This is a genomic window from Caproicibacterium sp. BJN0003, assembly GCF_026314295.1.
Classification (GTDB): Bacteria; Bacillota; Clostridia; order Oscillospirales; family Acutalibacteraceae; genus Caproicibacterium.
Genome location: NZ_CP111108.1, coordinates 1,366,958 through 1,381,865 on the forward strand (window position 1 = coordinate 1,366,958; position 14,908 = coordinate 1,381,865).

General features: G+C 39.6%; 12 protein-coding genes. 6 read left to right on the forward strand and 6 right to left on the reverse strand.

The window, feature by feature from the left end; translation table 11 throughout:
• The first annotated feature begins 120 nt into the window (after nt 1-120).
• The 3 genes from OP489_RS06850 to citG all read left to right on the forward strand — a co-directional run bounded on the left by OP489_RS06850 (nt 121) and on the right by citG (nt 3,656).
• A complete protein-coding gene (locus OP489_RS06850) occupies nt 121-1,044 on the forward strand; it encodes a LysR family transcriptional regulator (protein WP_266161164.1) in 924 nt (307 codons plus the stop codon).
• 138 nt (nt 1,045-1,182) lie between these two features.
• The gene (gene citC, locus OP489_RS06855) at nt 1,183-2,247 is read left to right on the forward strand and encodes a [citrate (pro-3S)-lyase] ligase (protein WP_266161165.1); all 1,065 of its coding nucleotides are present in this window, start codon (nt 1,183-1,185) and stop codon (nt 2,245-2,247) included.
• 17 nt (nt 2,248-2,264) lie between these two features.
• Nucleotides 2,265-3,656, forward strand: coding sequence for a triphosphoribosyl-dephospho-CoA synthase CitG (gene citG / locus OP489_RS06860; RefSeq protein WP_266161166.1), 1,392 nt, complete (start codon nt 2,265-2,267; stop codon nt 3,654-3,656).
• A 121-nt stretch (nt 3,657-3,777) separates the two neighbouring features.
• Here the strand turns inward: citG and spo0A are convergent, their stop codons facing one another.
• A complete protein-coding gene (gene spo0A, locus OP489_RS06865) occupies nt 3,778-4,530 on the reverse strand; it encodes a sporulation transcription factor Spo0A (RefSeq protein ID WP_266161168.1) in 753 nt (250 codons plus the stop codon).
• A gap of 418 nt (nt 4,531-4,948) precedes the next feature.
• On the opposite strand from spo0A, the gene nrdD reads away from it, so the two are divergent.
• Together nrdD and nrdG are read left to right on the forward strand one after the other, a co-directional pair.
• Nucleotides 4,949-7,108, forward strand: coding sequence for an anaerobic ribonucleoside-triphosphate reductase (gene nrdD / locus OP489_RS06870; protein WP_266161169.1), 2,160 nt, complete (start codon nt 4,949-4,951; stop codon nt 7,106-7,108).
• A gap of 50 nt (nt 7,109-7,158) precedes the next feature.
• Nucleotides 7,159-7,686: an anaerobic ribonucleoside-triphosphate reductase activating protein gene (nrdG, locus tag OP489_RS06875; RefSeq protein WP_266161171.1), complete on the forward strand. Its 528-nt coding sequence runs from the start codon at nt 7,159-7,161 to the stop codon at nt 7,684-7,686.
• A gap of 174 nt (nt 7,687-7,860) precedes the next feature.
• On the opposite strand, the gene spoIVB is transcribed toward nrdG, so the two are convergent.
• The 5 genes from spoIVB to potA all read right to left on the reverse strand — a co-directional run bounded on the left by spoIVB (nt 7,861) and on the right by potA (nt 13,078).
• Nucleotides 7,861-8,952: a SpoIVB peptidase gene (gene spoIVB / locus OP489_RS06880; RefSeq protein WP_266161172.1), complete on the reverse strand. Its 1,092-nt coding sequence runs from the start codon at nt 8,950-8,952 to the stop codon at nt 7,861-7,863.
• 156 nt (nt 8,953-9,108) lie between these two features.
• Nucleotides 9,109-10,320, reverse strand: a complete 1,212-nt coding sequence (locus OP489_RS06885) for an ABC transporter substrate-binding protein (RefSeq protein WP_266161173.1) — start codon at nt 10,318-10,320, stop codon at nt 9,109-9,111.
• Nucleotides 10,321-11,130, reverse strand: coding sequence for an ABC transporter permease (locus tag OP489_RS06890; protein WP_266161175.1), 810 nt, complete (start codon nt 11,128-11,130; stop codon nt 10,321-10,323). It lies immediately after the preceding gene.
• The gene (locus OP489_RS06895; protein WP_266161177.1) at nt 11,127-11,945 is read right to left on the reverse strand and encodes an ABC transporter permease; all 819 of its coding nucleotides are present in this window, start codon (nt 11,943-11,945) and stop codon (nt 11,127-11,129) included. Before OP489_RS06895 ends, OP489_RS06890 begins: the two co-directional genes overlap by 4 nt.
• Nucleotides 11,942-13,078, reverse strand: coding sequence for a spermidine/putrescine ABC transporter ATP-binding protein (gene potA, locus OP489_RS06900; protein WP_266161178.1), 1,137 nt, complete (start codon nt 13,076-13,078; stop codon nt 11,942-11,944). Before potA ends, OP489_RS06895 begins: the two co-directional genes overlap by 4 nt.
• A 326-nt stretch (nt 13,079-13,404) precedes the next feature.
• Between potA and OP489_RS06905 the strand changes: the two genes are divergently transcribed.
• A complete protein-coding gene (locus OP489_RS06905) occupies nt 13,405-14,847 on the forward strand; it encodes an alanine/glycine:cation symporter family protein (protein WP_266161179.1) in 1,443 nt (480 codons plus the stop codon).
• Nucleotides 14,848-14,908 lie beyond the last annotated feature (61 nt).

Here is a 14,908-nt window from a genome sequence, read left to right on the forward strand (position 1 = left end):
TGTTTATTTTTACGTATTTAGAATAGCACGCAGAAAATATATTTACAATTACGAATTATTCTATACAAATTATAAGATTTATGTTATAGTTGAATTAGCTTAAAAAGGAGGAAAATTGATATGAATGATCGGCAATTAGAATACATGCTGGCGATTGTAAAAGAGGGCAATATCAGCCATGCAGCAGATAAGCTGCGGGTTTCACAACCCTCCCTCAGCCAAATGATTAAACAGATTGAAAACAATCTTGGTACACAGATTTTTAAGCGCTATTCCAATCCCATAGAAATGACTTACGCCGGACAACAATACATTTCTGCTGCGAAAAAGATTTTAATGATCCAAAAAAATCTGCACAATGAAATTCATGATATTAATAATGAAGTCTGCGGGGTTGTCCGCCTTGGAATGCCCATTCAACGAGGACTTGAGTTAATCTCCTATCTTTTGCCGAAATTTTATAAGAAATATCCTCATGTAACCCTTAAGTTAGAAGAAAATGGTTCTGCCGCCATTGAAGAAATGGTGCTCAATGGAGAGATTGATATTGGCTGTGTAACTACCTACCCCCATTATGAAGAATTAGACTATCGCTTAGTAGAAAACGAAGAGATGATCCTTTTCGCGGATAAAGACACCGATTTCGCAAAAAGCATTCCTGCTGAAACTCCAATCACGCTTGCTCAAGCCCAATATGAATCTTTTATTGCTTTAAAGAAGGGACACAGCAGCCGGACCATCCAAGATCAGCTCATAATGAACTATAATATTCATCCGCGCATTCTGATTGAGACCAGCAGTATTGAAATTGCAAAGCGCGCCGCTATTGCCTGCCACGCCGTTATGCTCTGTCCGCGCAATTACCTGAATACAACCCCGGATTTACTAAATCAAGCTCGTATCTATCCCATCCTCGACATTCAAACAAAGCGAGAATTCTTTATTTGTCACCGCAAAGATCTATATCTGCCAAAATACATGCGCGATCTAATTGAGATTTTGCTACAAGCAAAACGAGTTGAAAAAGGTGCAGACGATAAGTAAACTCTTTATAAAACTGCATTTTACAAATTGCTCTCTGCAAAATGTAAAAAGCTTAAAATTTTGATTCCTTTACAAGAAAATTTTTGAATGCTATAATGAACCAAAAACTCCGAAAAAAAGTGAAAGGGGAAAAATTTTATGGCAGAATATTCAGCAAGCACTATTTATCCCTATGACAAACGAGCGATTAAAAAGCTTGATACTCTTCTCAATCAAGAAGGAATTCAGCACGACAAAAATTTAGATTACACCATGGGACTTTTTGATGAAGAACAAAACTTGGTTGCCACAGGCTCTTGTTTTGGGAATACACTGCGCTGTCTTGCAGTGGATAGTTCCCATCAAGGAGAAGGCCTTATGAATATTGTTGTCAGCAATTTAATAGAGCATGAATACGAGATGGGTAGAATAGATCTTTTTCTCTATACCAAGTGCGAGATGGCACATAGATTTTCCTCTATGGGATTTTATGAGATTGCACGAGTAGATAACAAGGTCGTTTTTATGGAAAATCGAAAGACCGGTTTTGAATCTTATCTGCAGCAATTAAAAGAAGAAACAGCAAAAAATTCGCTCTCTGCTTCTGCAAAATTGCAAGGTGCAGTCATCATGAATGCAAATCCTTTTACACTTGGACATCAGTATCTATTAAAAACCGCAGCAAAACAATGCGAATTATTACATGTATTTATCGTGTCGGAAGATATTTCACTCGTTCCATTTTCGGTTCGTGAAAAATTGATTCGAGAAGGTTCTGCACAAATTCAAAATCTTGTTTATCACACAACTGGGAATTATCTAATTTCAAATGCTACCTTTCCATCTTATTTTTTAAAAGATTCTGACACCGTGATTTTAGCGCATGCAAAACTGGACGTAACCATATTTATTCGTATTGCACAAGCATTAAATATTTCGGTTCGTTTTGTAGGAGAGGAGCCTTTTAGTCACGTAACAAATCTCTACAATCAAATTATGAATGAACAGCTAGAAGAGCACGGTCTTCATTGTACTATCATCCCACGCTTGGAATCTGCCGGAACTCCGGTGAGCGCTTCGTCCGCCAGAAGTGCCTTGCAAAACGGAAATATGGAACTTTTTAAATCTCTCGTACCGGAGTCGACTTGGCACTATTTTACTTCAGCTGAAGCGGAACCGGTTCTCGAAAAAATCCGCGCCTCTAAAAACGTTATTCATTACTAAAGTAGTCAGGTGAAAACATGGATGTTCAAAAAATTTTAATTGGTGAGCACATAGAATTGCCGCAAATGCTTTCTGCGCGTGAAAATCGCGTTCAAAAGCAAAATCAGCTGCTGCAGCAATATCAGATGACACTGATTTCCTTTACGCTTAATATTGCCGGCCCCATAAAAGTCTTTCCGCTTGCTGTAAAAACTTACGAAGAGGGTCTTGAGCTAATTAAGTACCAATGCAAAGCGATGGGAATCCCTATCTGTCACTTGGAAGAAAGCCGCTTTGCGACGGGTTATGAAGGTTATTTTTGTGTTCAATCGGACGCATTTAAAGTAAAAAAGGCGTTGACCGAACTGGAGGAAAATTCTTCTTTGGGGCGGCTGTTTGATATTGATGTATTGGATAAAAACGGTCAAAAAATTTCTCGTACTGCTCTTTCTCTTCCCCAGCGCCGCTGTCTCGTCTGTGGAGGTCCCACTTTCATTTGCAGCCGTTCCCGCACTCATTCTTTAAATGAAATTTTGCAACATACCATTTCAATTATGCAAGATTACTTTTCGGAAAAATACGCTTCGCATATTGCTTCTACAGCAGCACGTGCCCTTCTCTATGAAGTTCTGGCTACTCCAAAGCCAGGATTAGTGGACAAAAACAACACCGGTGCTCATAAAGATATGGACATCGTCACTTTTGAAACGAGTTCGCTTGCCCTACTGCCCTATTTTAAAGCATTCGTAAATTTTGGAATCAGTCATTGCAAATGCGACCCTGGAACACTTTTACCCGAACTTCGTTCCATAGGGATTCAAGCGGAAATCGCCATGCTGCGTGCTACAAAAGGCATTAATACTCACAAAGGAATCATTTTTTCTCTTGGTATTTTAGAAACAGCATTCGGAATTTGTTATGGAAATTCAATCTCGATAAATCGTAGTGTCCTACAAGATCTATGTAAAAAAATTGCATCCCCCATGGCCGATGATTTTTTGAATTTGACCGAAAAAAGTGCAATGACAAACGGAGAAAAACTATTTGTGCATTATGGAATTCATGGAGTTCGTGGAGAAGCAATCAGTGGTTTTCCCGTCCTTTTTGATGTGGCATTTCCAAAAATGGAACAACTTCTACAGAAAAATTATAATTTGAACGATACTGGTGTTCTTACGCTTTTTACGATTCTTGCCAATTCAGAAGATACAAATGTAATCAGTCGCTCCTCTTATAAAAGGATGACAGAAATTCAGCACACCCTCAAAGAAGAACTGGCAAATGACTTAGAGCACCGAGATTATCTTCACTTTGCACAAAAACTGGATCAAGAATTTATTGCCGAAAATATTAGTCCCGGTGGCAGCGCTGATATTTTAGCATTGTCTTATTTTCTTCATTTTCTAAAACAGGATTCTAATTTATACTGATAAAACCATAAAAAACTCCTTTTCCTTATTAAGGACTAAAATCTATCCTCAATAAAGAAAAGGAGTTTCATTTATAGGCTGTACACTAAAAATGTCTAAGTTTGAAAACTGCTTACTTTCTTTAGCCAGCCGTTTTCATATGAAGACGAAGCCGGTCCGAGATCATTGCAATAAACTCACTGTTTGTTGGTTTGCCGCGTGTATTATGAATGGTATATCCAAAATACGAATTCAAAATATCAACATCTCCACGATCCCATGCAACCTCAATCGCATGACGAATTGCACGTTCTACACGGGAAGGTGTCGTATTATATCTACGGGCAACTCCAGGATAAAGCTGTTTCGTCACAGCGTTGATAATATCCGGATCTTCAATCGCCATTAAAATAGAATCACGGAGATAATGATATCCTTTAATATGCGCAGGGACTCCGATTTGATGAAGAATTTCGGTAACTTGAATCTCAAGACTTTCATTGATTGGCGCAGGCTCTTCCAATTTTAAAAGCTGATGAATTCGAAATGCCAATTCTTCAGGATTAAACGGCTGTACCGCAAGATAAGCGGCACCCGACGACAAGACTTCTCGCTCCAAAGTGGGACTGGTAAAATTACTCAAAATAATGAAAAGCGGCATGTGATCCAGATTTTTCTCTTTTAGAGCATGCATAACCCCTACAGCATCCAGACCCGGCATAAAGAGCCAGCTTAAAACTGCCTGCGGCTTTTGCGCTTCGATGCTCTCTAAAAGTTTCGTTCCGTCCTTCGGCACATATGTAACCTGCAGCCCCGCTTGCGAAAGGCCTTCTGCATATTCTTCCTGAAAATCCGCCGTATCGTCCGAAACAATGAGTTTGATATAGTTTTCCATATTTGGTCCCCCTAATTGATATTTTATGTGCTTATATTACCATATATTGGAAATAATGGCAATAGTTTATTGCAAAAAATTTTGATTTTGGGGAAAATAAAAGAGAAAAAATCAATTTGCCAACCAAAAAAATTCATTTTTCTTTAAAGAAAAACAAGTTTCAACAAAATCACATTAAAAACCACATTCTAATATTAGAAAGAGTTAACGCTACAATTCGGGAAAACAAACAAATTATAAAAACTTTTTTGTAGAAAAAGCCACTTGACTTTTTTCGTGCTTTTATTTAAAGAATTAATTTGAAAAATCTTCTTGAAATTCTATATGTATGTGTTATACTATTTAAACACACAACATATATGACATATTGTTTTTTAAGAAAAGATAATCGCAAGAAAAACGAAGGAGAGAATTTATTATGAAGGTCATCAAGCGAAATGGCGCCGAAGTAGAATTTGATATTACAAAGATCATTACGGCTGTCACCAAAGCGAACGCAGTGGTCGAAGAAGCTGAGCGCATGACACCCACCCAAATACAGAGGATTGCAGAATCGGTGGATTTCTCCTGCCAAAAAATGAATCACGCTCCTTCTGTAGAAGAAATACAAGATCTTGTGGAAGATCAGATTATGGCACATGGCGCTTTTGAAGTTGCCAAACGCTATATTACCTATCGCTATACACAATCTTTAGTCCGTCAAAGCAATACGACCGATGAAAAGATTTTAACTTTGATTGAATGCTGCAATGAAGAAGCAAAGCAGGAAAATTCCAATAAAAATCCTGTTGTAAACTCTACGCAGCGCGACTATATGGCCGGTGAAGTTTCCAGAGACCTTACGGAACGCATTCTGCTTCCGAAAGATATTGTAGAAGCTCATCGTGAAGGAATTATCCATTTTCACGATACTGATTACTATGCACAGCATATGCACAACTGCGATCTTGTCAATTTGGAAGACATGCTTCAAAACGGCACTGTCATTACAGGCACTTTAATTGAACGTCCCCACAGCTTCTCAACAGCCTGCAATATCGCAACACAGATCATTGCGCAGGTCGCTTCCAATCAATACGGCGGACAGTCCATTTCTCTTGCACATCTGGCTCCATTTGTAGATGTAAGCCGCCAGAAGATCAGAAAAATCGTTCAGCATGAAATGGACGAAATTCACGCGCATCCTTCTGAGGAAGAATTCCATAAGCTGGTAGAAGATCGCCTTCATGACGAAGTCTGCCGTGGAGTTCAAACAATTCAATATCAGGTAACAACTTTGCTCACAACAAACGGCCAGGCTCCTTTTGTGACTGTCTTTATGTATTTGAATGAAGCAAAAAACGATCAGGAAAAGAAAGATCTGGCTCTGATCATTGAAGAAACTTTAAAGCAGCGTTATCAGGGCGTAAAAAACGAAAAAGGTGTCTGGGTTACTCCAGCTTTCCCAAAACTGATTTATGTGCTTGAAGAAGATAATATTAAAGAAGACGCTCCCTATTATTATTTAACAAAACTGGCTGCAAAATGCACTGCTAAGCGTATGGTGCCGGACTACATTTCTGAAAAGAAAATGAAAGAATATAAAGAGGGCAACTGCTTCCCTGTGATGGGCTGCCGTTCCTGCCTCTCTCCTTGGAAAGATGAAAACGGAAATTATCAGTTCTATGGACGCTTTAACCAAGGCGTTGTCACATTGAATCTGCCTGATATTGCACTTTCTTCGGGCGGCGATATTAAAAAATTCTGGAAGATTTTTGACGAGCGCCTTGATTTGTGCTACCGTGCACTGATGTGTCGTCATAATCGTTTAATGGGGACTCTCTCTGACGTTGCTCCGATCCTCTGGCAGTATGGTGCTTGTGCGCGGCTGAAAAAAGGCGAACCAATCGACAAACTTTTAGTCGGCGGCTATTCCACCATCTCTTTGGGATATGCTGGTCTCTACGAATGCGTCAAATATATGACTGGAAAGAGCCATACAGATTCTTCTGTTACGCCATTTGCATTACAGGTAATGGAGTATATGAATGCAGCTTGTGAGCGCTGGAAGAAAGAAACCAATATCGGATTCGGAATTTATGGAACACCGTTGGAATCCACCACTTATAAATTTGCAAAATGTTTACAGAAACGTTTTGGAATTATTCCGGGAGTTACAGACAAGGGATATATTACGAACAGCTATCATGTAAATGTTACCGAAGAGATTAACGCATTCGATAAGCTAAAATTTGAAGCGCAGTTCCAGCATCTTTCTACCGGCGGAGCAATCAGCTATGTAGAAGTGCCTAACATGCAGGACAATCTTGAAGCTGTTCTTCAGGTCATGAAATTTATTTATGACAACATTATGTACGCTGAACTTAATACGAAATCGGATTATTGCCAAGTATGCGGTTGGGATGGCGAAATTAAGATTGTCGAAGAAGATGGAAAGCTTGTCTGGAGATGCCCAAAATGCGGCAATGAGGATCAGGACAAAATGAATGTTGCGCGTCGTACCTGCGGATATATTGGCACACAGTTCTGGAATCAGGGCCGTACGGAAGAAATTCGCGATCGCGTCATGCACCTATAAGATTCTGCCGACTTTCGCACTGTATTTTTGATAAAAACGGAGGAAACATTTTGTATTACGGAGAAATCAAAGACTGCGATATCGCAAATGGTGAAGGCGTTCGAATTAGCCTATTCGTTTCCGGCTGTACCAATCACTGTGAAAATTGCTTTCAGCCGCAAACTTGGGATTTTCATTACGGAAAACCTTTTACAGAAGAAACAGAAGAAAAAATTCTTCACATGCTGGAACCTCCTTTCATTAATGGTTTAACCGTTTTGGGCGGAGAACCTTTCGAACCAAAAAATCAAAAAATTCTTCTTCCTTTTTTAAAAAAAGTGCGGAAAACATTGCCGCAGAAAACCATTTGGTGCTTTTCTGGATTTACCTTGGAAGAACTAAAAAAAGAAGATTCCTATCCGCGATGTGAATCAACAGATGAAATGCTTTCTCTGTTGGATATCTTAGTGGACGGCAGATATGTCGAAAAGCTGCATGACATTTCTCTTCGTTTTCGAGGCAGTTCCAATCAACGTTTAATTGATCTAAATGCAACTCGCAAAAATGGTTCTATCACTCTTTGGAATGGATGGAAATAAAATAGTTTAAAAAGACATTGCAGCTTTTTTCTACTGCATTTTCATTCTAAATTTTCCAAAAAATTAGCATATTATATTTTTAATAAATCAGAATAAATCAATAAAAACGGCACAGCTTATAAAAGAATTTTGATTTCAAATCAAAATCTTTTTAGTTGTACCGTTTTTATTTTTTTATAAAATTCTAACTGCGGGAAGCAGGGATCCGGCAAAAGTTTCCTGATTCTGAGAATCGGCAGAAATCATATTGACTGCTAAAATCCCATATCCCCTGGTAGGATCATTAACAAAAACATGAGTAACTGCTCCCGCAAGCTTTCCATCCTGTAAAATTGGACTGCCACTCATTCCCTGTACAATTCCGCCTGTTTTTTCGAGAAGTTCTGAATCCGTTATTTTTAGCACCATATTCTTTGAATCTCCGCCATGACCGTTCACAAATTCAATACATGCATCATAGGCTTTGGGTCCATTTTGATCAATTGTACTAAGAATTTTGACTGGCCCTGCATGTACCTCATCGGCAGACATCACTGAAATTGTTTCTCCCTGCGGATTTTCTCGAAGCGAACCAAAGACCCCACAGGTTCCATTTTGGCAGAGTGTTCCTATCGCAGTATCTGAAGCAAAATATCCCTGCAATTCTCCTGCAGTGCCCTGCACTCCTTTTCGAATTCCACTGATTGTAACAGGGACAACATCACCAGAAAGAAGCGGCATCAATTCATTCGTGTCTGGGTCGCAAATTCCATGACCTAATCCCGCAAAAATTTTGGTATCAGGATCATAAAAAGTTAGCGTCCCGATCCCGGCAGTACTATCTCGCACCCAAAGTCCTGCCCGATATCCTGCTGGAGAAGCTACTGGTTGCAAAGCTGCTGTAAATGCTTTTCCTTCTCGCAAAAGACTAAGCTGTATAACTTGTCCCCCACTTTTTCGAATTGCTTCTGAAACTTCTTCATTAGAATTGACTTCTTTTCCATTTACACCTGTGACAATATCTCCTACCTGTATTCCCGATTTTGCCGGTGGATTAACAGTCCCTTCATTCGTTTGAATATCCGCAGTTCCGACCACTACTACACCACTTGTAAACAAGCGGATACCAAACGGAGTTCCACAAAGAATCACCTGCTTTTCTGACAAAGAAGATGCAGCGATAACATTTTTTGATTCAGCCGGAACAATATTAACCAGTCCGGATAATATTGCTGCAATTAAAAGAAAAGCAGAAATTAATTTTGAATTTTTTCTGACCGAATACAATTTCTTCACCTCCTTCCTTGTGAAAATACTCTTCCACAAAGAGAGATGTTTATTTTGTCAATCCTGTTCTCTTACGGCATATCCTCCCTTCCAAAAAAAGAAAGACCTCGCAAGAATGCGGGTCTCCCAAAAATTTTCCCAAAAATTAAAATTTAATTATTGCAATTCGCGCTTTCGTTTTCGCTTTTTATGAATCACAATCCCAATATAAAGCAGTAAAAATGCTGCCAAAACCGCCATTAAAGTCGCTGACTCTCCAGAACCTCCCATTTTAACTTCTGCCCAAAGCGTATCCAAAAGCATGTTGGTATCTTCCGGCAAGTTTACATAAACTTCTGCCTTATCCATAATTTCCTTAGGAGGATAATAGATTGGATTTTCTACTGTTTCTTCCGGCAAAAGTTTCTTTGCGGCGCTCTCTGGAGTGGAATATCCAATATAGCTGACATTTGCGGCCGCAATTTCCGGATCACAAAGGAAATTGATATAAGCCTCGGCTTCTTCCTTATGAGAACTTCCCTTCGGAATACAAGCAGCATCCACAAAAGAATTCGTTGGCTCATCTGTAGGAATTGTAAACCCGATATTGGGGTTGTTTTCAACCAGCGTTGCCGCATCTCCGGCATAATAAGGAGCAAGCCATGCTTCTCCTCCATCCATTTTATCGAAGATCTGATCCATCACATAGGCTTGTACCAAAGGTTTCTGCTGCTTTAAAAGATTGGCAGCTGCCTCCCAATCACTTGCGTTTGTCGTATTATAGGATTGCCCCAGAATCTTTTGTGCAATTCCAAAAGAATCCCGCGGGTTATCAAACATCAAGATTTTTCCTTTATATTTTGGATCCCAGAGGACTTTCCAACTTGTCGTCTCACTCGCATTTACGTAATTTTTATTGTAAAAAATGCCAATGACGCCCCAAGTATAAGGAACTGAATATGCATTCTCGGGATCATATGCAGGATTGCGAAACTGATCATCGATATATTTAAAATTGGGAATTTTATCAAAATCCAATTTTTCGAGCATACCTTCATCAATGAGTTTGGAAATCATGTAATCTGACGGAATAATGACATCATATTCCGCTCCGCCGCCGGAAAGCTTTGAATATAACGACTCATTTGTATCAAAAGTCGTATAGTTTACATGAATCCCTGTCCGTTTTGTAAATTCGGCATTTACATCCAGCGTTCCATCAACTCCGTTGCTGATATATTCTCCCCAATTATAAACATTAATCGTAACACCTGTATCAGGTGCTGCTTCTGTATCCTCCTCTGCCGAAGCCGGAACAATACAAAGAGAAGCAATCATCAACGCGGAAAACAAAAACGCTATGCTTTTTTGAGCCCAGTTTTTCCTCATTTATGGCTCCTCCTCTTCTTGCAGAATTTCTTTATTTTCTTTTTCTTTCCGCAAATTCACAATCAAAAGAAGAACCAAAACAATAGCAAATAACAAGGTCGACAGCGCATTAATTTCCGGGCTGATCCGCTTACGAGTCATCGAATAAATGTAAATCGGCAGCGTCTGTGTAGTGCCGCTTGTAAAGTAACTGATAATGAAATCATCAATTGAAAGCGTAAAAGCCATAATCATTCCGGTAACAATCCCCGGAAGGATTTCCGGAAGGACCACTTTGAAAAATGCCTGTGAAGGATGATATCCTAAATCGAGCGCCGCCTCATACAAATTCGGATCCATCTGGCTAAGCTTCGGCCTGACAGAAAGGATTACATAAGGTAAACAAAACGTGATATGTGCAATCATAATGCTGCCGATCCCCAGACTAGTATTCATCGCCCGAACGGCAATCACAAACAAAAGCATCATCGAAACGCCTGTTACAATTTCGGGATTCACCATCGGAAGATTTGTTATGTTCATCACCAACCGGCGTGGCCAACGTTTCAGCGAATTAATTCCAATTGCTGCAGCTGTGCCCAAAATCGTGCTGACAACTGCTGCAACAACAGCAATCAAAATCGTATTTCCCAATGCCTGCATAATCAAGCGGTCACTGAAAAGTTGCCCATACCATTTAAATGAAAACCCAGACCATACAGAACGACTCATTGTCGTGCTGTCATTAAAACTAAAAACAATCAGCACAACAATCGGTGCATATAGAAAGAGATAAATAAAAAAGCAATATACTTTTGAGAGCGCTTTCATATCATCAGCCCTCCATTGCTTTCTTCCCCATCATCAAACTGATTCATAATTCCCATACAAATTAAAATTAAAACCATCAGGACCAGGCTAATGGCAGATCCGAGATTGGGATTATAAGCGGAACCTAAGAACTGCATATCGATCAAGTCTCCGATCAGCAGATTGGCACCTCCACCCAGCATCTTTGAAATAATAAAAGTGCTCACAGCCGGAACAAATACCATCGTTACTCCGGAAATAATTCCGGGGGTACTCATCGGCAAAGTCACTTTGAGAAAGACCTGCCGTCTATCTGCGCCCAAATCTTGAGCAGCCTCAATCACAGAAGAATCCATCTTTGTCAGAATTGAATAGATCGGTAAAATCATAAATGGCAGATAATTATAGACCATCCCCAAAACAACCGCTCCGGCAGTATTGATCATCTGCAATTTTGGAAGACCAACTGCCTCAAACAGCTGATTTAAAATTCCGTTGTCTTCAAGGAGTGTCATCCAAGCATAGGTGCGCAGCAAAAAGTTCATCCACATTGGCAACATAATCAGCATCACCATGACGTTCTGTGATTTTCTGCCGGTGCGAGCAATCAAATATGCAAGCGGAAATCCCAAGACTAAACAAATTACGGTTGCAATCGCTCCCAACCAAATAGAACGCAAAAATACATTACTGTACTGGCCAACGCCCAAAAGGTTTTGAATCGTAAAATTGCCTGATTTATCGGTAAACGCAAAAAATACGACCATAATCATCGGGACAACTACAAAAAGCACCATCCACACTACATAGGGATAACAGGCTTTTTTGGATTTCATTTCTCTCCCTCCTCAAGCGAAGATAAAGGAGTTTGCAAATCTTCCTCCATTTCATCACTGAAGGTGCTGTAATCTCCAAAGGTGCCTGAATATTCCGACTTGTGCATAATATGAATATCGTCCGGCCCGATTTTTAATCCGATATATTCTCCTTCCGCTGTAAAATCAGTGGACTGAATCATCCATTTAAACCCTTTAACATCTACAATGATCTCATAGTGGACCCCTTTAAAAGTAACGCTGGTAACAACACCTGACAAGGCTGCCTCTTCCGGCTTTACCACGTCAATATCCTCTGGACGAATTACAACATCCACAGGCTCATTTGTTTTAAATCCTTTATCTACACAGCGAAATTTATGCCCAAAAAATTCAATCAAATAATCTTCGCGCATAATTCCATCAAGTATATTGGATTCTCCAATAAAGTCGGCAACGAACGCATTTTTTGGTTCATTATAAATATCCTGGGGCGTCCCAATCTGTTGGATTTCGCCTTTATCCATTACAACAACCACATCACTCATAGAAAGTGCCTCTTCCTGGTCATGTGTAACAAAGAGAAAAGTGATTCCAGTCTGCTGCTGAATCTTTTTTAATTCGTTCTGCATATCTTTGCGCAATTTCATATCCAAAGCGCTAAGGGGCTCATCAAGGAGCAGCACTTTCGGCGAATTTGCCAGTGCCCGTGCAATCGCCACTCTCTGCTGCTGACCACCTGAAAGTTGATTCACATTTCTATGAGAAAACCCATGAAGATTTACAAGATCGAGCATCTCGTGAACTGTTTTTTTGATCTCTTTCTCGGACTTTTTATGAGCGCGCATTCCAAATGCCACATTCTCATAAACATTTAGATGGGGAAAAAGCGCATACTTTTGAAAAATCGTATTGACTTCTCTCTTATAAGGCGGCAGGTCGTTGATTCGCTTTCCGTCAAAATAAATATTCCCACTATCCGGATTTGTAAATCCGCCAATAATTCTAAGCGTTGTTGTTTTTCCACAGCCTGATGGCCCTAAAAGTGTGACAAACTCTCCATCTAAAATTCGCAAATTAAAATTCTTTAAAATCTGCTCTCCATCAAAAGAAACCTCAATATTCTGTAATTCTATCATGGTTTTCTTTCCCAATTTATGCGCCCCCTTTTTCTCTACAATAAAACATTCTTTTACATCATAAGAGTAAATTTGTACTTTGTCAATTTTTTTTCAAATGCTCATAAAAAAGAAAATTTAGCCTGTTTTTTGACAGTCTCATTTATTAAAAAACAATCAAGTTAATCATTCCATCTTCTTTTTATTCTCTCCCCCTTTCGAAATAATTTTTCCATTTAACTAAAGCATGCAGCGAATAACAAATGTAGAATTTTATCGAATTTCATGATATAATAAAATGTATTGCTGAAAATAATTCAAAAGAAAAGGAGAACCTAAAAAAGTTTGAGGGAGTAAAAAACATGTGGGAAACGGTAAACAGTATTTTAAAAAGTGTAGACAATTTTGTATGGGGAATCCCCCTGATGGTTCTGATTCTGTTGGGTGGAATCTATCTGACCTGCCGGCTGGGACTTTTGCAAATACGCAGACTTCCACTGGCTCTTCGCTGGATGGTAAAAAATGAGGAAGATGGAGACGGCGAAGTAACCTCTTTTGGCGCGTTATGCACAGCGCTTTCTGCTACCATCGGCACCGGTAACATCGTTGGTGTTGCAACTGCGATTTCTGCAGGTGGCCCTGGTGCGTTATTCTGGATGGAAATTGCCGCATTTTTTGGAATGACAACCAAATATGCAGAGGGCCTTTTGGCAATTAAGTATCGTACAATTGACAAAAATCATCACGCACTAGGCGGCCCTTTCTATTATATTGAACATGGCATGGGCAAAAAATGGAAGTGGCTTGCTAAATTCTTCGCATTTTTTGGAGTATGTGTTGGTCTTTTTGGAATCGGTACCTTTTCACAGGTAAACGGAATTTCATCTGCTGTAAATAACTTTTTCGATCCAGATAAACAGTGGGCTGTAACGATTCCAGGAATCGGAACTTATTCTTGGACAGTTGTGATCGCCTCTTTTATTCTGAGCATTTGTGTGGCATTAGTTCTCATTGGCGGCATTAAACGAATCGCTCAGGTTTCGGAAATCATTGTTCCTTTTATGGCAGTCACTTATATAATTTTAAGTCTTGTTCTGTTGATTTGCAATGTTCAAAAAATTCCGCAGGCATTTGCGATCATTGTAAAGGGGGCATTTAACCCTTCTGCAGTCACCGGTGGTATTGTGGGGACTATGATTATTACCGTGCAAAACGGTATTGCACGCGGTATTTTTTCCAATGAAGCAGGACTTGGCTCCGCTCCAATCGCAGCAGCTGCCGCTCAGACCAAAGAGCCTGTCCGTCAGGGTCTTGTCTCCATGACCGGCACTTTTATTGATACCATCATCATCTGTACTATGACTGGACTTTCCATCGTCCTCACGGGTGCATGGCAAGTAAACGGACTGGAAGGCGTACAAATCACAACCTATGCCTTTAATCAGGGACTTCCGTTCCCGACTATTGTCTCTTCTTTCCTTTTGATGCTGTGTCTTATTTTCTTTGCATTTACCACAATCCTTGGATGGGATTATTATTCCGAACGCTGCCTTGAATATTTGACTGGTGGAAAAATGAAAACAATCCTTGTCTATCGCTGGCTTTATATTTTAGCGGTCTTCATTGGGCCTTATATGACCGTTCAGGCAGTATGGACCATTGCAGATATCTTTAACGGTCTAATGGCAATTCCAAATATGATCGCCATCTTTGCTTTAAGCGGAGTTGTTGTAAAAGAAACCAAACAATTTTTTGATAAAAGAAAATACATAAAAACTTCTTATAAAGAAAAATTGGAAGACTAAAAATTATATATCATAAAAAGCAGCGGCATTCTCAATTAGAGAAATGCCGCTGTTCTTTATA